The organism is Treponema berlinense (genome assembly GCF_900167025.1).
In the GTDB taxonomy this organism is placed as follows: Bacteria; Spirochaetota; Spirochaetia; order Treponematales; family Treponemataceae; genus Treponema_D; species Treponema_D berlinense.
Window position 1 is genome coordinate 174,139 of the sequence record NZ_FUXC01000004.1, and the last position, 19,623, is coordinate 193,761.

The following is a 19,623-nucleotide window of genomic DNA, read 5'->3' on the forward strand; positions in this document are numbered from 1 at the left end:
CGTTTTATTTACAGCGTCTTTGCCGTATGAGATAAACATAAATTTTTTGTGCAAAATAGTCAATAAACAACCCCAAAATTCATCAATTTTAACCTAGAAAAAAAATAGGAGCACACCGCAATCACAAACCGGCTCTCCACGGTTTCGCTCCAGCTCCATCCGCCAAGGCGGACGCATTCGCGCCGTTCCGATCCGGGCTAAATTTTACGCTAAAAGACAAACTAATTCTCAAAATCTTACGCCGGATGCGGAGGGCTTTAGTTGTTGAAACGATTGTGCTTTTGCACAACCGTTTCAACAATGCAGCGTAAGCGGAACCCAGAGCAGCCGGTTGTTAAGTTAAGTTTTATTTTGTGCAAAATTTAATTTTAAACAAAAAAATGCCGTCCAAAATTCAAAAAAATTCAGACGGCATTTATTTTTTGCTGTTTTTAGAAAAATCTGCTATTCAGCAAGGCACTTGTCCAAATCGGCAGAAATTGCCTTTTTGTCGAGGTTCTGTCCGATAATGCAGAGTTTTATCATTCTGTCGCCGACAGTTTCGTCCCATTCCTTTTGAATTTCCGGGTTCTGTGCAAGGATTTTTTTCTGCTCTTTTGCAGGAGCGGCGGCAATCCACTGTCCAGAATAGCCTGCCTGAATCTGTCTTCCGCTTGTTTCAAAAACCCAGGCCATTTCCGGTTCGTCTGCAAACCACATCAAGCCTTTGCAGCGGATAATATTTCTTGGCCATTTTGCCGCAAATTCATCAAGTTTCTGGCGGTCAAACGGCTTACGACGGAAGTAAATGAATGTTCCGATTCCGTATTCGTCTTCGTCTGCCCCGGAATCTCCCTCATGCTTGTGCTCGTGGTGATGATGCTCATGGCCATGTTCATGCTCGTGATGTTCGTGGTCATGGTCTTCGTCATGTTCGTGTTCATGCTCGTCTTCTTCAACTTCATCTTCTTCCAGATGTTTGCACCAGCCGGCAGCGGCATAAACTGTTTCAAAATCGAATGAATGTGTCGAAAGAATTTCTGCAACATCAACCTTTCCATGGTCAGTTTCGATAATTTTTACACCAGGATGCAGAGTTTCAATAACCTTGCGGACTTTTTTAAACTCGTCCTCAGTAACAAGGTCTTTTTTGTTGATTACAAGAGTTGAACAGAATTCAATCTGCTGAACCAAAAGCGATTCGATGTCTTCTTCGCCCATGTCTTTTTTGTCGAGAAGTTTGTTTCCGCCGGCAAATTCATCAACCAGACGGGCAGCATCAACAACTCCGACAACATTGTCCAAAACGCCGTTTTTTATAGTTTCGAGTTCCTGAGCAATCGGCATTGGCTCACAAACGCCAGAAGCCTCGATCATAACATAATCGTATTTTCCAGATTTTATGAGATTTTCAATATTCTGCGAAAGCTGAGTTTTTAAGGTACAGCAGATACAGCCGTTCGTAAGAGGAACAATGTCCGAAGTGTCGGTGATTTTTGCTCCATCAGCAATCAATTTTGCATCAACATTTACTTCGCCAATATCATTTACAATTACCGCAACCTTATAACCTTTCTGATTAGAAAGAACCTGATTTAAAAGAGTCGTTTTTCCTGCACCAAGATAACCGCAAAGCAGTGTGATTGGTGTTTTTGCCTTAGCCATAATATCCTCCAAAAAAAACTTCTTATTAAAAAATTCTCCTATTAAAGATAATAAATTTTTCGCGAAAAGACTATAATTTTTAAAAATTTGTAGATAATATAAAAATCATGAAAAAAACAAACGCAATGAGAATCCTTGACGGTCTCAAAATCAAATACGAAACCTTAAGTTACGAAGACGACGGCGAACACGAGCTCAGCCGCGGAGCTGCCGAAAATATCGCGGCAAAACTCGGAATAAATCCAGCCGCCTGTTTTAAGACAATCGTAATGCGAAACGAATCCAAGCAAATTTTCGTTTTTTGCCAGAGCGCAATTCACGAAATCAACCTGAAAAAAGCCCGCAACGCATCCGCCTCAAAAGAAATCAATCCTGTCAAACCCGACGAGCTTCTCGCTTTGACAGGCTACATCCGCGGAGGCTGTTCACCTCTTGGCATGAAAAAAAAGTTTCCGACCTTTATCGACCAGACTGCCCTTGATTTTGAAAAAATCTACATAAGCGCCGGAGTCCGCGGACAGCAAATTGTAATTTCGCCAGCCGATTTACTAAAAGCCACAGACGCCCAGAGCGTAGATTTGGTTCTCGAATAATTTTTAAATTTGGACGGCAGGCCGCCTTTTAGCAGCAATTCTTGCACAAAAACGCTTCTGCCCCAAAAAACCGGCTGCTCCGGGTTCCGCATCCGCTCCATTTCTGGACAAGCTGCGCAAAAGCCCAGTTTGTCCAGAAACAAAAGCCCTCCGCATCCGGCGTAAGCTGCTATTTTGAAGTCATATTAACAATTCCGTCCCAGTTTTCGCTCAGTCCGTTCTCAAGATATTCTTTACAGCGCTGGGCATAAACCAAAGGAGTTTCATCTTCTGGAACAAGTTTATTTGCCTTTATAAAAAGTTTTCCTGCCTTTACAAAGTCTTTTTTAAGATAGAGTTCCATTGCACTCTTAAAAATCTCTGCCGCTTCAAGGACATTTTCAGGAAGTTCTTCCCTAAAGCCCAAAATATTCCAAAGCTGAACAGGTTCCGCCCTGCCGACAACGCGTACTCTATCGAGTTTTCTCGCAAGAATTTTGTCAAAATTTTCGCCGGAATTTGCTTCGTTCCAGGTTGCGTCGCTGCACAAAATCCAGGATTTATACGCTTTATTTACACCTTCAAGACGGCTTGCAAGGTTTACGGCATCGCCCATTATCGTGTAATTCATTTTTGCACTTGTTCCCATGTTGCCGACAACCATTTCTCCGCTGTTTATACCGATTCTGGTTTCCAATGCCATAGGAATTGTTCCGTCTGCCAAAGCGCGAGTGTTAAAAAGAAGCTCTTCCTGCTTCATTCTAATTGCAGAAACACAAGCGCTCCAGGCAGGGTTCTTTAAATCAATCGGAGCGCCAAAAAAACTTACGATCGAATCGCCGATATATTTGTCGATTGTTCCCTGCTCCGCAAGAATTCTGTCCGACATGCTTCCAAGATATTCATTCAAAATGCTTACAAGTTTTGTAGGCGTTACAAGTTCGGAAAAAGCCGAGAATGACTTTATGTCAGAAAACAACGCTGTAATTCTCTTTTCGTCGCCACCGAGTTTTAATTTTGAAGGATCTTTTACAATTTCTTCAACAACCGCAGGCGCAAGATAAGTCGAAAAAGCATTTCTGAGCACGACTTTGTCTTTTTCTGCCATAACAAAATGCAGGACAACGACAAGCAGATAAGAAAAACCTGTCACAACCACAGGCGCAACAACTGGAACATAAAGTCCAAAAAATCTCATCAATCCAAACGGCAAGCCGACAGAAACTATTACGGTAAAAATTCCAAACATATTCTGAACCCAGACTTTTTTTCCGCCGGTGTAAATAACTGACAAAAATGCAAGAAGAGAAGCTATGGCAAACCCCAAAAGCCAGTGAATTTCCCGGACAAAATTCTGGTTCATAATCGTGTTGTAAACATTTGCGTGAGTTCCAACATTCGGATAAGCGCGATTAAACGGCGTTGTTCCTAAATCTGTCGTAGAGCTTGCAGTATTTCCGACAATACAAAATGAACCTTCATAGGCTTTTTTCTTTTGGTTAAAAGTTCCGAGATAGAGTTCGTCTTCATGCTTCAGAGCTTCGTAAAAACTTTTAATGTTATCTTTTGTTTCTATATAATTCTGCTCGTCAAGTTCATTCTTCATTTCATCAAGGCGGGAATTTATCTCTTCAAAATAAAAACCATCAATAAAATTTCTTACGCGTTCAAAAAAATTTTGCCGCGCAGCAAAATAATCAGTGTATTCTTCTGGCAAAATTCCGCCATCGATTGCACTGCCGTCTTCCGCAAAACCACGGCATTTTTGCAAAAGAAAACTTTTATACTGTTTTATGGAATTGTAATCGTTTAAAAGTCCGGAAACTTCTTCTTTATAAGCAAGAGGCTTTCCCTGTGCGTCCCACAAATCGAATCCATCAAAGACTTCCAAAAGAGAAACTATGCTTGATTCCGCTTCGTCCAACTGGTGAAAAAATACAACGCTTTCATGGCGGAAAGACTCGACAAATTCTTTGTTGAGCCAGTTTACCAGCATTCGCCCGTGAATATCCAGCGGAATTGTAATATTTATCCGTTCTGCTTCGTTGTCAGGATTCTTTGCATCTATCAATTTTAGAGAAAACGGCTCTCTTATAATTTCTTTCGGGTCAAGTTTTTTTAGAATCGGAGCAAAAGCCAGCTGTCCGGCATACCCTTCATTCTGACGGCTCAAAAGCTCAACGCGCCTTCTCGTTCCGTCGCTGTCCAAAACAACGTTTGTAAAACCTGCGCCCTTTGCGCTTTTCATAAACTGTTCAATTGCTGGAGAAAAACCAAGCTTGTTGTCGCCACCCTGGTCAATCAAATAATACTGATTTCCTTTTAAAATCCGTTGATTTTTGTCCTGAACATTAAAATAAAGGCATTTTTTGCGGGCATATTCCAGATATTCAGGAGAATATTTTAGATCCAAATCCAAAAGATTGACCGTAAGCCAGGTATCTCCAAAAAATTGAATCGCCTTTGCAAAAAGTTCATCGTTGTCCTGAAAACTCGACTTCAAGACACTTTCTTTTAGAGAATCAAATTCCGGATTAACCGAATCTTTAATCGTGTCAGATACAAGATTAATCAAGTCGTTTTTTTCGTACATTCCGCTTACGGCGGCCTCAGCAACCTGGCTTATAAAATCCGAAACATCTTTTTTTTGAGAATCGATGGCATTTCCAATTTCGACAGAAGCCTGCGGATTTATACCAAGACGGGAAGGAGAAAGATATTCAATATCGAAAACAGCGGTTTTTGCGCCGAGTTCCTTCATTCTTAAAAGAGCATTTGCAAGAATGTCGCGGCTCCACGGCCATGGACCAAAATCTTCGAGCGACTTATTGTCAATTTCAACAAAAAGAATTTCCTGCCGGCTTTTAGGTTCTTTTTTAAGCGAAAGCATAAAATCGTAAAGCCTGTAATCAAATTTTTGAAAAAATCCCAAAAACCCAGCACCTGCGCAAAGCAAGATTACAAGAAAAACCGCAATTTTATCGGCCGACTTTTTTAACAAATTTGTGGAAAATTTATTTCTCATTATGACAAAAAGTATAACACATGTTATGATTTTATATAGTAAAATTTCAATTTTCGAATCATATAACAACTTCAATCTCGGAGGAAATATGAAAAAAAGTCTGTTGTTGCTGATTGTAGCGTTGCTTTCTTTTTCTGCAACTGCCCAGAATTCCGAAAAATTAACAGAACTCATCAACTCAAAAACTGCAACTTACGGTCAGGTAGCGTATCTTTACGGAGTTTATTCGGAAAAAATCGATGAAAATGCTTCTTATGAAGAATCGTTCGACGTTCTAAAAGAAAATTTTCCATTAAAAAAAGAAATTTCTTCATCATCGCCTGTCACACTCGCAGAACTTTCTTTTATCTGTGCAAAACTTGCAGATTTGAAAGGCGGAATTTTTTATACGCTTTTTTCAAATCCACATTACGCCTTCAAGGAACTTCAGGCCAAAGAAATTTTGCCAGAAAACTCGGATCCGTCGCAAAAAGTAAACGGCCGGGACGTAATTGCAATTTTTAACGGTTGCCTTTCGCAAGAATAAAAACTGCAAAAAGACATTTTGTATCGGGAGTAAATATGAAAAAATCGATTCTTACAGTATCCGCTTTTTTTGTGGCAATCTCGCTTTCTGCCTTTGATTTTGGCGGAAGCCTTGGAAATATTTCAAAATTTGAAGACACTTTTTCTAACGACGGCCTAAAACTCAATCAAAAAAACTATGCCTCGGTTTGGGGACAAGTTCCTTTTCAAGACACAAAAAATTATTTTTTTGTACAGGGACGTTTTCAGCACGAATATGACGCCGACAAAAAAGATTCAATCAACGCTCTAAATCTTGACAACGCGCAGTTTGTTTTTTATAAACAAAATTTTCTATTCAACGTTGGACGTTTTTATTATTCAGACATTTCTTCCATTATATATAATCAGAGCGGAGATGGGGCGGAAGTTCAATTTCAACTTCCGGGAATAAAAGCCAGCGCCTACGGTTTTTACACAGGTCTTTTAAATTCCCAGTTTGTCACTCTAAACGACTTTGACTATATTGCCGACGAAGACAAACTCTACGATTTGTGCGCTAAATATCTTATTGCTGGTTTAAAAGTTGAATTGCCGTCTTTTTTGGGAGAACAGACCCTTTCCGCTGAAATTTTAAATGCCTGCCGGCTTGAAGGAAAAAATTACAACAGGCTTTTTGCAGAAGGAAAACTCGAAGGACCAATTTCTGTTTTAAACGGTCTTTTTTACGATTTGACGGCAGCTGTCGAATTCTCTAAATACGACGACCAGAAATTCAAGATTGCAAACCTTTCAAAAGCAAGAATTTATTTTTATCCAGGCGTAAAAGATACGCAACTTTCTTTCAACGCTGTCTACACCACAGGAGAAGAAAAAGACAAAGATTCTTCGATAAACGCTTTTTCTGCAATCACAAGTTCAACTGCTGTAAATTCAATCGAAGAACCTGAATTTTCCGGAATTTTTAAAACCGGACTTTCCGCTTCGATCAAACCTGTAAAAAATCTTCTTGTTGCGGCAAACGCAGATGCGGTTTTTAACACAAACAAAAATAAAAACAAATATTCCGGCTTTCAATACAAAGCACTTGCAAACTGGCAGATTTTAAGCGATTTGTTTGCAGGAGCAGAACTTTCGCAATTCTTCGACAAAGACAACTCTGACAACAACAAAACGTCGATTTCGTTAAAAGCAATTCTTACATTCTAAATTATGGAGGAAACAAAATGAAAAAAGCAGTAAAAACGTTTGCATTTATTTGTTTAACACTTTTTGGTTCTATTTGTGCTTTTTCTGCCCCATTTGAAGCAACAGTCGTTTCTGCAAAAGGAAAAACAGAAGTTCAGCGTGCAGGAGTATGGACTGCGCTTACGATAGGAAATTCCGTAAGCCGTGGAGATGTTATTCAGACAGGCTTTAAGTCGGAACTTATTATTAAAATGAAAAATTCGACAGTAACAGTTTCGCCAATGACCCGAATAACAGTTGAGCAACTTGCCGAAAAAAAGGACAAGGACGAAACAAAACTTTTCTTAGACACAGGTTCTCTAAGGTCAAACGTAAAAAAAACAGAAGACCGCAGAATTGGTTTTACCGTTCGCTCACCAGTTGCAACCGCTTCTGTCCGCGGAACTGAATTCAGCATAAAAAACATTTTCGGCGGAACAGAAATTATCGGTTACGAAGGCGAAACCACAGCCTGGAAATCTGCTCAGCCACAGCAGCCGGAAATTGTAACTATAGACGATGACATTGAAATTGACGAAAGCGATTCTGGCTCTGTTTCTGAAGGTCAGTCAGGAGCAGTTATCGTAAGAAAACACACAAAATCTTCTTATACAGAAAATTCTTCTACTTCACCAAAAGAAAATCTGAAAAAAATGTCGGAAAACATCGGCGAACTGGAAACTTCTGGTCCAACCAATCAAAATTCACAAAAACGCTCAAATCTTCTTATAAATATTACGATAAAAGAATAAATGAAACAGATAAAATTTAAAAAAATCTCAAAGAACGCACTTTTTTTAAGCGCGTTCTTTGCTGTTTGTACAGCAGATTTTACAGGTTGCACAAAAGAACAAAAAACACAGCCAGCGGTTACAGAAGAAATTCAAACCGAAGAACAGAAAACCGCCGTCAAACTAAACAGTCTGGACGAACAGACAAAAGAATATCTTTCAGACAAAACAATTGCCGTAGTTTTGGGACACAGTTACAACGATTTGCAAACTGTCGAAAAAATAAGGCAGCTTTTAAACATAAATTACGGCGTCAAAACTGACGAAACAGAAGCTTTAATAACAATCCTGGTTTATCCGGAAGATTTTTTAGTTGCAGGAAAACCAAGAATCAGTTCAATTTATTCAAAACTTGAAGATAAAAATCTTGCAGGAATAATAACATTTGGCGCTCCAGAAGGACTTTGCAACGCACTTGCAAGGCTCGAAGACCTTTCGATAAAACGGCAGGAAGAAGGCCAAAACGAAAAAGTTTTAAAACGTTCATATCCGGTTTTTTCGTTTTTTCAACAGGACGACACTCTCGGTTCTGAGTCGACGGCAGATTTTGTCCTCGACTATACTCCAAAGCAAAATTCGCTCGAAATGGAGCAAACTGCAAACATTCCAGACTTTGACACAAGTTCAATGCTCTTAAATGCAATCGACGAAATGTTAAAACTTCGCGCGCCGCTTGAAATCAATAAAAATTTAATTCAAGTTGTGCAAAAAGTTGTCGGGAAACAAAAACAGGTTTCAAATTACACAGATTATGAATCCGGATTAAAATCCGCAAATCATTTTATTTTTAACTGATGCACCTGATTCAAGAAAAAACTAAAAATCTCGCAAACAAAGAATCTGCAAAAATTCTGGTTATTTCTGACAGCCACGGTCAAACCAGAAATTTGCGCTCTGTTCTGGAAGCTCAAAAAAATACCTGCGATGCACTCGTTTTTACAGGCGACGGAATAATGGATTTAATCACAATCATGGAAGAAGATTTTAATTCTCCTCCAGAACACAAAATTTTGCCACAAAATATAATTTTTGTCCGCGGAAACGGAGATTCGCCTTATTACAATTTTTTTACAGACAAACCGCAAATTTTACAGATTCCGGAAGATGCAAGTTTTACGGTTGCACACAAAAAAATTTTTGTGACGCATGGACATTTTTTTGGAGTTTATTATTCAACCCAGGAATTGCTCGACTATCTTGAAAAAAACAGATTTGACGCAGGACTTTTCGGCCATACGCATGTGCCATTTGCCAGATTTTCAAATGATATTCTGCTTTTAAATCCCGGAAGCATTTCCTTGCCGAGAAATAATTCGCAAAAAAGCTATGCGGTTTTGACAGTCACAAAAGAAAACATAAAATATGAATTTTTTGAGCTTTGATTTTTTCAATTTTTCTGAAAAAACAAAGCTTAGAAGAAAAACTCGCCCATTTTAAAGCCGCAATAATCGTGTCCAGGATAAACCAAAGTCTTTCCGTCTACGTCCTGCTTTAACTTTTTGAGGCTCTGCATCATCAAAACCTCGCTTCCGCCAAGGTCCGTCCGTCCATAGCTTCCGTAAAAAACAGTATCGCCACTCAAAAGCAATTTTTCGGATTCGTTGTAAAGACAGACGCTTCCCATCGTGTGTCCTGGTGTATGAAGAATTTTCCAGTTTTTAAGAGAACTTTTTACTTTTTCAGAAAGTCCGGCGGAAAAATGATCCATACAGTCAAAAAGTGTTTTTTTATCTTCCAAAAAACAGTCGGCAGAAGGAAGAGCATTCACCGCGCTCAAAAAATCAGAAAATCCGATTGCATCAAGCTCTTCTTTTTGAATTTTAGAAGAGTTTTTCCCTATCATTTGAGAATCGGCATTGTGAATTAAAACAGGAATATCCGGATAGAATTCTTTTAAAACAGGAAGTCCGGCAACATGGTCAAAATGACCGTGAGTTAAAACAAGTGCGACCGGCTCTTTTTTGGTTTCTTTTAAATAATCAGAAATTACGGTTTTGTCTCCGCAATATTCGCAGCAGGCAGGATCTACGATAAAAACCTTATTTTCGCAAAGTTCCACAACCAGAGAATTTACACCGAGCGGACCCGTTCTTAAAATTTTTACCATAACAAACCTCTGCAAAAAATCAAATTCGCAAAAAAAAGCATTGAGCTTTTAAAAATCAAAATCTTCAAAAACTCAATGCCATTTAAATTTTACAGATCAGCAGAAGAACTTGAGCGAGGCTTGCGAAGAGCCATGATTTCTTCGTCTGTCATTTCAATTGGTGCTTTTTCCATTTCTTTTGCAAAAGCAGCCTGCTGAGCAACAGTATCCGAATTTGAAGCTGTAAAGCTGTCAACAATCGGAGCAGACTTGTTTTCTACATTTGGAACTCTTTCGTTGTTAATGTATTCTTCTGCAGATCCGCTTTCTTTTTCAGAAAATTCAGCGGCATCTTTTTTTTCAGAATAGCTGACTGAAAGCTTGCGGCCACGCCAGTCAAAATCGTTGAGCGCAGAAATTGCCTTGTCAGCATCTTCCTTGAAAAGTTCAACAAAAGAATAATTTGCAAGAACCTTGATATTTCCAATGCGTTCGCGTTCAATTCCAGCTTCGTTGATAAAAAGACCAAGAAGATCGCGTGCAAATACGTGACGGTTGCGTCCAATGCTTACAAAAACTGTTGCAGCATTTTCTGGAGCAATTTCTACACGAGGACTGCGTTCTTTTGGTTCGCTTTCAGTATTTTCCTGACGTTCTTTTCTTTCTTCGTAGCGGTTGCGACGATTTTCTTCACGGCGTTCACGGAAATTTTCGCGTGTTGCTCTGTTCGGATTAAAGCGATAAATTGCGCCTTTTGAAGCCTGCAAAAGGAAAGCGGCAACATAAGAGCGTCTTGTAAGAGGAACATTTTTCTTAAAAACTTTTTTAAGTTCTTCGTAATATTCCGGATTTGATTCTACTTTAGAAACTGCGTTTTTTAAAAAAGCAGCTACCTGATCCATGTTGAGTTCAGTTTCACGTCTGTTAAAAGCCATTTTGATACTCCTAAAAAAAATGCCTTAAATTAAATAGGCTTTAATTCAATTCAGCCACAAAAGCAAAATCTTTTTCTTCAAAACCTAAATCGGTCAATGTTGATTTTAGCATTTTTGGCACAAATGAATTGTTAATTATAAAAAATTGAATTCCGTCTTCGGTTAAAGTGGAAATGCTTCTTGATAAAAGCTCTCTGGCAATTCCAAGCCCACGGTAATTCTGATTTACAAAAAGGGCGTTTAAAAATGCAACCTTTTTACTGGACAAACCCGAATATAAAATACAACCGGCAAACTCGTCCGACAAAGTACGGCAAACAAAACCGCCAGTACAATTTTTAGTCAGAGCGTTGATTGAATCAAACTGATCTTTTAGTTGTAAAGAAATAGCTGAACCAAGTTCACCTGAAAATTGAATTTTTAATTCTTCAAAAAAAGCACCTGCCAAAAAAGCAACATTTCCGCTGTCCATATCCGCAGAAAATGTCCGGAAAGCAAAGTCTTCAAGAACCAGATCGTCATATTCGTAAAAGTCTTGATCTAAAGTTTCCAGCCCCCACGACTCCCGCAGTGCGTTGTACCATTCGCAAACCGTTTTTTTCATTACTTTGTTCTTAAAAAAATGAAATCTTTTGTCCGCTTCAGGATACTTTTTTAATGTATTTTTAAAATTTCTAAAAACCCCCCGTCCTTCAAGTAAAATCTGTTTAAGTTCGCCGCAAGCCTTTATGCCTTTGTACTTTGCAATAAAATCTTCCAGCAAACTGTAGCCGTCGGCACTGGTCCACAACGGCAACGAATAAATATTTTCCTCATCAACCGATTCTGGCTCACACTGAACAATCCTTGAATTTTTCGCATCCAAACCAAAATTTTGCTGCTGATTTTCCATGGCGAACAAAATGTCTGCGCACAAAGAATCAGTTAATTCAAAAAACATCGATTACCCTTTTTTATTTTGATTGCCCTAATATAACACAAATTTTATGCTTCGGGCAACTCTTTGCGGCTCGAAATGATAGTTCCGACAATGCCGTAATCTGCAGCTTCCTGAGCAGTAAGCCAATGATCGCGTTCTGTATCTTTTTTTACAGTTTCAAAATCTTTTCCGGTTGCTTCTGCAATCAATTTTGTAAGATTTTCGCGCGATTTTGAAATTTCCTGGGCAGTAATCTCAATATCAGTTGCAACACCGCGGCTTCCGCCCATCAAAGGCTGATGAATCAAAAAGTGGCTGTTCGGCAAACTAAAGCGTCTTTCTTTTGGAACAGACAAAAACAAGGTTACGCCCATGCTCGCAATAAGTCCCATTCCAATAGTATAAACAGGAGCATTTATAAAGCGAATCATATCGTAAAGTCCAAAACCGTCGTCGATTGAGCCTCCTGGAGAATCAATGTAAAGATAAATCGGTTTATCAGAATCTGCTTCAAGAACAAGAAGCTGCTTTACAATTTTTTCAACCAGTTCTTCATTCACTTCGCCGCTAACAACAATCTGGCGAGTTTTTAAAAGTTTCTCAGCAAAAGCGTCTGCAGAACCTTTTTTTTCTTTTTTTTCGTCTTCGTCAATAAATTTAGCCATACTTAAAATATATAAAAATTCCAGCTTATTGTCTAATGAAAAATCAGAAAAGACAGGAGGGGAAAGCCTTCCCCTGCGCTGCAACCACGGCTTCGCCGCGTTTTCCGCTACCCCTTCTCCTGGGGGAAATTCCCCCAAGCCCCCTTAAATCAGTTTTCGTTTGCTCCAGCCCTGCAAAATACGCTGCTGGTTTTCGTCCGCAGAAAGCAAAAATTTTGCAAACATTTCGTTTGTCTGTGCAAATTCCTGGGCAAGAATTATCTGCTCGTCTGCCGTAAAATTAGAAAGCACGTAGTCGGCAATGTCGCGGTTTTGCGGTTTTGTAAGTCCAAAGCGCAGCCTCCAGAAATCGACCGTTCCAAAAGTAGACTTCATTGAACGAAGGCCGTTGTGCCCTCCAAGACCGCCACTCCATTTTAAGCTGACAGTTCCCAAAGGAAGTTCAAGCTCGTCGTGAACAACTAAAATTTCTTCCGGAAGAATTTTATAAAAACGGGCAAGTTCTCCAACGCTTTCTCCGCTCAAATTCATATAAGTAAGCGGTTTTAAAAAGTAGATTTTATCTGGAGAGCCTTCCGGCACAATCGGATCAGAACCGTCTTTTTTAGAATACATTCCTGTTTCTGCAAACCAATGTGCGAGCACAGAAGTTTCCACAACGGCATAGTCGCCTTTAAATTTATTCTGAAAATTCAATCTGTTATAAAAAGGAAGCTGCGAAGCAAACTGCCAGGCAACATTGTGCCGTGTTTTTTCGTATTCGCTGCCATAATTTCCCAAAAAAGCCACAAGTTTAATCATTAAAAGCCTCAGTTTTTTGTATTTATTTATAGAAATAAATTATATCAATTCGCGTAAACTGTGTAAAAGGACATTTTTTTTGTATTCTTAGGCTTGCGACAGGGATCGGAAGGGACGCGAAGCGTGTGTTTTTGCCTGCAAAAATACCGGAGGCGAAAGCCGTAGCCCTGGAGAGCCCGTTTTTTGCGCAGCAAAAAGCCGCCCGATTAAAAAAAACTTTTTTATGCAAATTTAGCGGTTTACGATTGAAGTTTTTTCGTGTCCGATATATATTATTTAAGCGCTCCAAAAACACTAAATATAGCGTTTTTTGGGGCTTTTTCATCACTTTTGACACTATCACATTTTTTTATTTGTCAAGTGCTTTTCTAAAAATTCTTAAAATATTTTTCGGAGGAAAACTATAAAATGAAGATTATCAAAAGAAATGGCGTGGAAGTTATTTTTGACATAAAAAAAATTATAACGGCAATTTCGAAGGCAAATGCCGAAGTTCCGCTCAGCGACCAGCTTTCTGACAATCAAATTAAATCTATCGCAGAAAATATCGAAAATGCCTGCGCTTCTGAAAATCACGAAATGAACGTCGAAGCAATTCAGGACATGGTCGAAAAAGAAATTATGAAGGCCGGCGCTTTTGATATTGCAAAAAAATATATTACTTATCGTTACCAGCACGAACTTATGCGCAAGGCAAACACGACCGACAAGCAGATTCTTTCTCTGCTTGAATGCCAGAACGAAGAAGTTAAGCAGGAAAATTCAAATAAAAACTCGACTGTTGTTTCGGTTCAGCGCGACTACATGGCTGGAGAAGTTTCTAAAGATATTACAAAACGATTTTTGCTTGACGAAGACATTGTTCAGGCTCACAACGAAGGCATAATTCACTTTCACGATGCTGACTATTTTGCTCAGCACATGCATAACTGCGACCTTGTAAACCTGGAAGACATGCTCCAGAACGGAACTGTTATTTCCGGCACAAAAATCGACAAGCCTCATTCTTTTTCTACAGCCTGCAACATTGCAACTCAGATTATTGCCCAGGTTGCTTCGAGCCAATACGGCGGTCAGTCGATTTCGCTCGCACATCTCGCTCCATTTGTCGATGTAAGCCGCAAAAAGATTATCCGCGAAATGAACTTAATCGCCGAAAAAACAGGCCTGCAATACAACCCGGAACAGTTTAAGGAAATTGTAGAAATGCGCCTTAAGGACGAAATTACCCGTGGCGTTCAGATGATTCAGTATCAGGTTGTAACATTGATGACGACTAACGGCCAGAGCCCTTTTGTTACAGTCTTTATGTATTTGAACGAAGTTAAAGACGAACAGACCAAGTCTGACCTTGCGCTCATTATCGAAGAAGTTTTAAAACAGCGTTTTCAGGGCGTTAAAAACGAGGCAGGTTTCTGGGTTACTCCAGCATTCCCTAAGTTGATTTATGTTCTTGAATCTGACAATATTTCTGAAGACGGAAAATATTTTTATTTGACAGAACTGGCTGCAAAATGCACAGCACGCCGTCTTGTACCAGATTATATTTCCGAAAAAAAGATGATGGAACTCAAAGACGGAAACTGCTACCCTTGCATGGGTTGCCGTTCGTTCCTTACTGTTTACCACGATCCTCAAACAAACAGACCAAAATTCTACGGTCGTTTTAATCAGGGCGTTGTAACAATCAACCTTGTCGACGTAGCATGCTCGTCTGGCGGAAATATGGACGCTTTCTGGAAAATTTTTGACGAACGCCTTCAGTTGTGTTTCCGTGCGCTTATGGCTCGTCATAACAGGCTTTTGAATACTCCGAGCGATGTTGCCCCGATTTTGTGGCAAAATGGTGCTCTTGCGCGTCTTGAAAAAGGCGAAGTAATCAATAAGCTTTTGTACGGCGGATATTCAACAATTTCTCTCGGATACGCAGGTCTTTGCGAATGTACAAAATACATGACTGGAAAACCGCATACAGATCCAGAAGCAACTCCTTTTGCCTTAAAAATAATGCGCTACATGAACACAAAATGTGCCGAATGGCGCGACCAGACAAACATTGCATTCTCGCTCTACGGAACTCCGCTCGAGTCTACAACTTACAAATTTGCAAAATGCTTAAAACGTCGCTTTGGCGAAATCGAAGGCGTAACAGACAAAAACTACATTACAAATTCTTATCACGTGCATGTGACTGAACAGGTTGATGCATTCACAAAACTCACATTTGAAAGCCAGTTCCAGGAACTTTCTCCGGGTGGCGCTGTAAGTTATGTCGAAGTTCCAAATATGGAAAACAATATTCCTGCTGTAATCGCTTTGCTCAAGCACATTTACGAAAACATAATGTATGCGGAACTGAATACAAAATCCGACTGTTGCCAAAAATGCGGTTACACTGGCGAAATTCGCGTTGTCGCAGATACTGACGGAAAACTGGTCTGGCAATGTCCAAACTGCGGAAACACAGACCAGACAAAAATGAATGTTGCCCGCCGAACATGTGGCTACATCGGAACACAATACTGGAATCAGGGACGCACTCAAGAAATTAAAGAGCGCGTTTTGCATCTGTAAAAAAATGTACTACGGCGAAATAAAAAAAATCGACATTGCAAACGGGCTTGGAGTTAGAGTAAGCCTGTTTGTAAGCGGTTGCAGAAATAAATGTCCCGGCTGTTTTAATCAGATGACGTGGAATTTTAACTACGGCCAGGAATTTACTCAAAAAACTGAAGAAGAAATTCTTGAAGCGCTAAAGCCAGAATATATTCAGGGACTTACCGTTCTTGGAGGGGAACCTTTTGAAGAAGAAAATCAGCGCGTTCTTGCGCCATTTTTGGAAAAAGTCCGCGCCGCATTCCCCAAAAAAACAATCTGGTGTTATAGCGGCTACATTTACGACATAGATTTAAAACCTTCCGATGGACGCAAACACTGCGAAGTGACAGACCGCATGCTCGACTGCATCGATGTTCTTGTGGACGGACCATTTAAACAGGAATTAAAAGACATAACCCTAAATTACCGCGGAAGCAGCAACCAGCGCATTTTGTGGCTAAAAGAAAACAAACCGGTAAATTCAATCGACTAATCAAAATTATTTGTAAATAAAAAAACTCTGTTCCAAAAGAAGTGCACTTAACACTTCAGTTCCGGACAGAGTTTTTAACTATTTGGTCTAATGTAAACTTAAAGACCTTTTATTTCCTTTGCTTTTGCGCAAATTGTGTCCTGAAGAACTTTTTTGTCGCCGGCTGCAGAATCTATAAGGCGGACAAAAACTGAGCCTGCTACGACTCCTTCGACATAAGGCGCAATTGCCTGAGCCTGCTCTTTTCCGTGAATTCCAAATCCACCGTAAATTTCCGGGGCAATGCCGCTTTTATTCTGTTGTCTTAATTTTTTTAAGAATTCAACGGTATGAGAGTCGATTTTTGTGTCCATTCCGGTAATACCTGCACGCAAAGCCGCATAAATCGTCTTAAAACCGAAGCCGAGCATTTTTTGAAGGCGTTCGTCCGTCATGCTTGGGGCCGCAACAGGAATATTTTCCATTCCGTATTTTTTGCAGGCAGAAGTAAGACCTTCGTCGCAGTCAAACGGCAAGTCCGGAATAATCATTGCATTTACGCCAACCTCGCTTGCTTTCCGGCAAAAATTATCAATGCCGGGAGTAAAAATCAGAGAAGCGTAAGACATTATTGCAATTTTTACATTTGGAAAATTTTTGTGCAATTTTGCGATAAAATCCAAACCATTTTGAGTTGTTGCACCGCTTGCAAGAACAGTTGAACACGCGTTTTGGATTACAGGACCGTCCGCACTTGGATCAGAAAACGGCAGCTGAATTTCCAGAAAGTCAGCTCCGCCTTTTACAAGAGCTTCGGCGGCAGCAAAAGAAATTTCAGGATTTGGATAATTTGCAACTAAGTGCGACATCAATTTTATCATAATTTTTTCCTTAATTTTTTGGTTGAATCTGCAAAATCTGCGTTAGGGATTGTAGGGGCGGCGTAGCCGTTGGCGATTGCCCGCAATCGCCAATGCCAACCCCGAAAAGCCCGGCTGACAGCTTCTTTTAGAGGCTGTCAGAACGCCCAAATTTTAATATTTTTCGTGAACATCTTTATTTTCTTCAAGACGCTTTAATTCGCTTTTTAGGAACTCTTTCCATTCTTCCGGACGGAAAACCGGACTTGTAATAAAAACGTCCTTGTCGCCTCGTCCCGACATATTTATGATTATCGCCTTGTCTTTTGGAACCTTAGGCGCAAGTTTCATTGCGTAAGCCGCCGCGTGTGAACTTTCGAGAGCCATAAGAATTCCTTCGTTTTTTGCAAAAAAATTAACGGCTTCGAGAGCTTCGTTGTCGCGAATCGCTTCAAATGTGATTCGGCCGGTTTTTCCGAGCATTGCAAGCTGCGGACTGATTCCAAGGTAGTCAAGTCCCGCAGAAATCGAACTTGTTTTTTGAGCCTGACCGTCGTCATCTACCAAAAAACGGCTTTTAAAACCTTGCATAATTCCGTCGCGCGCAGAAGTTCCGACCATGCGGCTTGCGTTGTTTCCGATTTCCGGTCCAGTTCCACCACCTTCCGCACCGTAAAGCTTGATTTTTTCGTCCTTAAAGAATGGAGCAAAAAATCCGGAAGCATTAGAACCGCCGCCAACACAGGCAACAAGAGAATCAATCTGGATATTGCGCTCTGCACACTGTTTTTTTACTTCTTCGCCGATTATCGACTGGAAAGTGCGGACCATGTCCGGAAAAGGAGCTGGTCCCAAGGCGGAACCAAGACAGTAATGTGTGGTTTCGAAATTAGTAGCCCAGTCGCGCATAGCTTCGTTTACAGCGTCTTTTAGAGTGCGAGAACCGGTTTTTACGGCAACAACTTTTGCACCGTAAAGTTCCATTGAAGCCACATTCGGCTGCTGACGGCGAACATCGACTTCACCCTGATAAATTACGCACTGCATTCCAAGTTTTGCACAGGCTGCGGCTGTTGCAACTCCATGCTGTCCTGCACCTGTTTCTGCAATAATCCGTGTTTTTCCCATTTTTTTTGCAAGCAAAACCTGACCAATCGCATTGTTAATTTTGTGAGCGCCAGTATTTGCCAGGCCTTCAAGTTTTATGAAAATTTTTCCGCCACCCAAAAGTTCAGTAGCACGTTCAGCAAACATAAGCGGAGTTTCGCGGCCAATGTAATCGCGACGCAAAATGTTCAGTTCGTCCAAAAAATCCTTGTCGTGAATATAAAAATCAAAAGCCGAATCAAGCTCGTCAATCGCCGAATGCAAAATTTCAGGAATATATTTTCCGCCGTAATCACCAAAAAAGCCGTCAATAGATTCTTCGTACATGTATATTTCTCCAGTTACTGTTTTTGTTTCTGTTTATAGAAACATCATAAAGAAATACCCGCCTTTTGTCAATTCCAAACAAAAATTTCCAAAACCAAAATAAAAAGCAGGAGCGCACCACACGAAAAAACAGGCAAAAAGCGCACGGCCCCACAAACACCGCCACACCGTCCCTGCGCAGTTCCGCTTCCGCTCCATTAAAAAAGCGGCCACCCGACAGAAAAAAAAGACCATAGTCCGCCGACCGCCAATCTCAACCGCAAAAAAACAGCACACGGCAAAAACCCGCTTTTTCAACGCCTGCGCGCCGCTCCGGCACGGGCTAAGCCCCCGGTCAATTCTGTTTTAGACAGACAGGGAAGAAAAAGCGTCAAGACACGAGAACCAACAGCAAGCAATGCGAAAAAAAGACAGGCAACTCTCAAAGCGTACAAAAAAAATGAGCAATCAACGGTAAAGAAAGACATATTACGCAAAACAAGCCGCCAAGCCGTGCAAAACCCAGCAAGCAATGCGAAAAAAAGACAAGCAACTCTCAAAGCGTACAAAAAAACGTCAAAAAAAATACAAAAAATGCGTAATCAACGGCAAAGAAAGACATATTAAGTAAAACAAACCGTCAAGACACGCAAAACTCAATAAACAATACGAAAAGCACCGATTTAAAGCAGGAAAAAAACAAACGCAAAGCCGGCGACCGCCAGACAACAATAAAATGACAGATAAAAGAAGTAAACCAACGAAACCACGCACAAAGCGCGCAAACAGCGGCATAAAAGAGACATACCACCGTAAAACAAGCCGCCAAGCCATGAAACAGCCAGAAGCGCACGCGAACGCCAAAAACCGCCAACAAACAATATTCACGGCAGAAAGACATATAAACGGCAGGAACATCGCAGAAAGCGCCAGAGCCGCGCAAAGTGCGCCGAATGAAAAGGAGGAGGAAAAGATTTAAAAAGAAAAAAGCCGGCAGCTACCTACTTTCCCGCGAAGAGCAGTATCATCGGCGTAAGAGAGCTTGACTTCCGTGTTCGGAATGGGAACGGGTATTGCCTCTCCACTGTGGCCACCGGCATTTTATGCCATG

The 19,623-nt window shown here is 40.5% G+C and carries 18 protein-coding genes and 1 rRNA gene; 9 read left to right on the forward strand and 10 right to left on the reverse strand.

The features are described 5' to 3' along the window. Positions 1 to 444: 444 nt before the first annotated feature. Positions 445 to 1,644, reverse strand: coding sequence for a CobW family GTP-binding protein (locus B5D47_RS05125; protein WP_078930764.1), 1,200 nt, complete (start codon positions 1,642 to 1,644; stop codon positions 445 to 447). A gap of 107 nt (positions 1,645 to 1,751) precedes the next feature. Here B5D47_RS05125 and ybaK point away from each other — a divergent pair, with 107 nt between their 5' ends. Further along, positions 1,752 to 2,237, forward strand: a complete 486-nt coding sequence (gene ybaK / locus B5D47_RS05130; RefSeq protein WP_078930765.1) for a Cys-tRNA(Pro) deacylase — start codon at positions 1,752 to 1,754, stop codon at positions 2,235 to 2,237. A 169-nt stretch (positions 2,238 to 2,406) separates the two neighbouring features. Here ybaK and B5D47_RS05135 read toward each other — a convergent pair whose 3' ends face one another. Then, the gene (locus B5D47_RS05135; protein ID WP_159443495.1) at positions 2,407 to 5,241 is read right to left on the reverse strand and encodes a CHASE2 domain-containing protein; all 2,835 of its coding nucleotides are present in this window, start codon (positions 5,239 to 5,241) and stop codon (positions 2,407 to 2,409) included. Positions 5,242 to 5,329: 88 nt separating this feature from the next. On the opposite strand from B5D47_RS05135, the gene B5D47_RS05140 reads away from it, so the two are divergent. Genes B5D47_RS05140 through B5D47_RS05160 form a run of 5 tightly spaced genes read left to right on the forward strand, consistent with a single transcriptional unit; the run spans position 5,330 to position 9,145 of the window. Beyond that, entirely contained in the window at positions 5,330 to 5,767 is a 438-nt protein-coding gene (locus B5D47_RS05140) for a hypothetical protein (RefSeq protein WP_078930767.1), read from the forward strand. Positions 5,768 to 5,802: 35 nt separating this feature from the next. Then, entirely contained in the window at positions 5,803 to 6,954 is a 1,152-nt protein-coding gene (locus B5D47_RS05145) for a hypothetical protein (RefSeq protein ID WP_078930768.1), read from the forward strand. A 17-nt stretch (positions 6,955 to 6,971) separates the two neighbouring features. Then, positions 6,972 to 7,724, forward strand: coding sequence for a FecR family protein (locus B5D47_RS05150; protein ID WP_078930769.1), 753 nt, complete (start codon positions 6,972 to 6,974; stop codon positions 7,722 to 7,724). After that, a complete protein-coding gene (locus B5D47_RS05155) occupies positions 7,725 to 8,558 on the forward strand; it encodes a hypothetical protein (protein WP_078930770.1) in 834 nt (277 codons plus the stop codon). Next, a complete protein-coding gene (locus B5D47_RS05160; protein ID WP_078930771.1) occupies positions 8,558 to 9,145 on the forward strand; it encodes a metallophosphoesterase in 588 nt (195 codons plus the stop codon). The genes B5D47_RS05155 and B5D47_RS05160 overlap by 1 nt, the downstream gene beginning before the upstream one ends. Positions 9,146 to 9,174: 29 nt before the next feature. On the opposite strand, the gene B5D47_RS05165 is transcribed toward B5D47_RS05160, so the two are convergent. The 5 genes from B5D47_RS05165 to pth form a co-directional block, all read right to left on the reverse strand. After that, entirely contained in the window at positions 9,175 to 9,870 is a 696-nt protein-coding gene (locus B5D47_RS05165) for an MBL fold metallo-hydrolase (RefSeq protein ID WP_078930772.1), read from the reverse strand. Positions 9,871 to 9,959: 89 nt separating this feature from the next. Beyond that, positions 9,960 to 10,784, reverse strand: a complete 825-nt coding sequence (locus B5D47_RS05170) for a DbpA RNA binding domain-containing protein (RefSeq protein WP_078930773.1) — start codon at positions 10,782 to 10,784, stop codon at positions 9,960 to 9,962. Between the two features lie 40 nt (positions 10,785 to 10,824). Beyond that, positions 10,825 to 11,724: a GNAT family N-acetyltransferase gene (locus B5D47_RS05175; protein ID WP_078930774.1), complete on the reverse strand. Its 900-nt coding sequence runs from the start codon at positions 11,722 to 11,724 to the stop codon at positions 10,825 to 10,827. A 44-nt stretch (positions 11,725 to 11,768) separates the two neighbouring features. Next, positions 11,769 to 12,368, reverse strand: coding sequence for an ATP-dependent Clp protease proteolytic subunit (locus tag B5D47_RS05180; RefSeq protein WP_078930790.1), 600 nt, complete (start codon positions 12,366 to 12,368; stop codon positions 11,769 to 11,771). A 144-nt stretch (positions 12,369 to 12,512) separates the two neighbouring features. Next, positions 12,513 to 13,169, reverse strand: coding sequence for an aminoacyl-tRNA hydrolase (gene pth, locus B5D47_RS05185; RefSeq protein WP_078930775.1), 657 nt, complete (start codon positions 13,167 to 13,169; stop codon positions 12,513 to 12,515). Between the two features lie 408 nt (positions 13,170 to 13,577). Between pth and nrdD the strand changes: the two genes are divergently transcribed. Next, a complete protein-coding gene (gene nrdD, locus B5D47_RS05195) occupies positions 13,578 to 15,743 on the forward strand; it encodes an anaerobic ribonucleoside-triphosphate reductase (protein ID WP_078930777.1) in 2,166 nt (721 codons plus the stop codon). A 4-nt stretch (positions 15,744 to 15,747) separates the two neighbouring features. Next, a complete protein-coding gene (nrdG, locus tag B5D47_RS05200; RefSeq protein ID WP_078930778.1) occupies positions 15,748 to 16,260 on the forward strand; it encodes an anaerobic ribonucleoside-triphosphate reductase activating protein in 513 nt (170 codons plus the stop codon). Positions 16,261 to 16,358: 98 nt separating this feature from the next. Here nrdG and trpA read toward each other — a convergent pair whose 3' ends face one another. Together trpA and trpB are read right to left on the reverse strand one after the other, a co-directional pair. Then, positions 16,359 to 17,135 carry a tryptophan synthase subunit alpha gene (gene trpA / locus B5D47_RS05205; RefSeq protein WP_327192136.1) on the reverse strand — a complete coding sequence of 259 codons (777 nt, stop codon included), beginning with the start codon at positions 17,133 to 17,135 and terminating at the stop codon, positions 16,359 to 16,361. 138 nt (positions 17,136 to 17,273) lie between these two features. Continuing rightward, positions 17,274 to 18,533 (reverse strand): tryptophan synthase subunit beta, encoded by a 1,260-nt coding sequence (gene trpB / locus B5D47_RS05210; protein WP_078930780.1) that lies wholly within the window; start codon positions 18,531 to 18,533, stop codon positions 17,274 to 17,276. A gap of 715 nt (positions 18,534 to 19,248) precedes the next feature. Between trpB and B5D47_RS05220 the strand changes: the two genes are divergently transcribed. Then, entirely contained in the window at positions 19,249 to 19,491 is a 243-nt protein-coding gene (locus tag B5D47_RS05220) for a hypothetical protein (protein ID WP_078930782.1), read from the forward strand. A 9-nt stretch (positions 19,492 to 19,500) separates the two neighbouring features. Here the strand turns inward: B5D47_RS05220 and rrf are convergent. Continuing rightward, positions 19,501 to 19,610: ribosomal RNA gene (gene rrf, locus B5D47_RS05225) — 5S ribosomal RNA — on the reverse strand. Positions 19,611 to 19,623 lie beyond the last annotated feature (13 nt).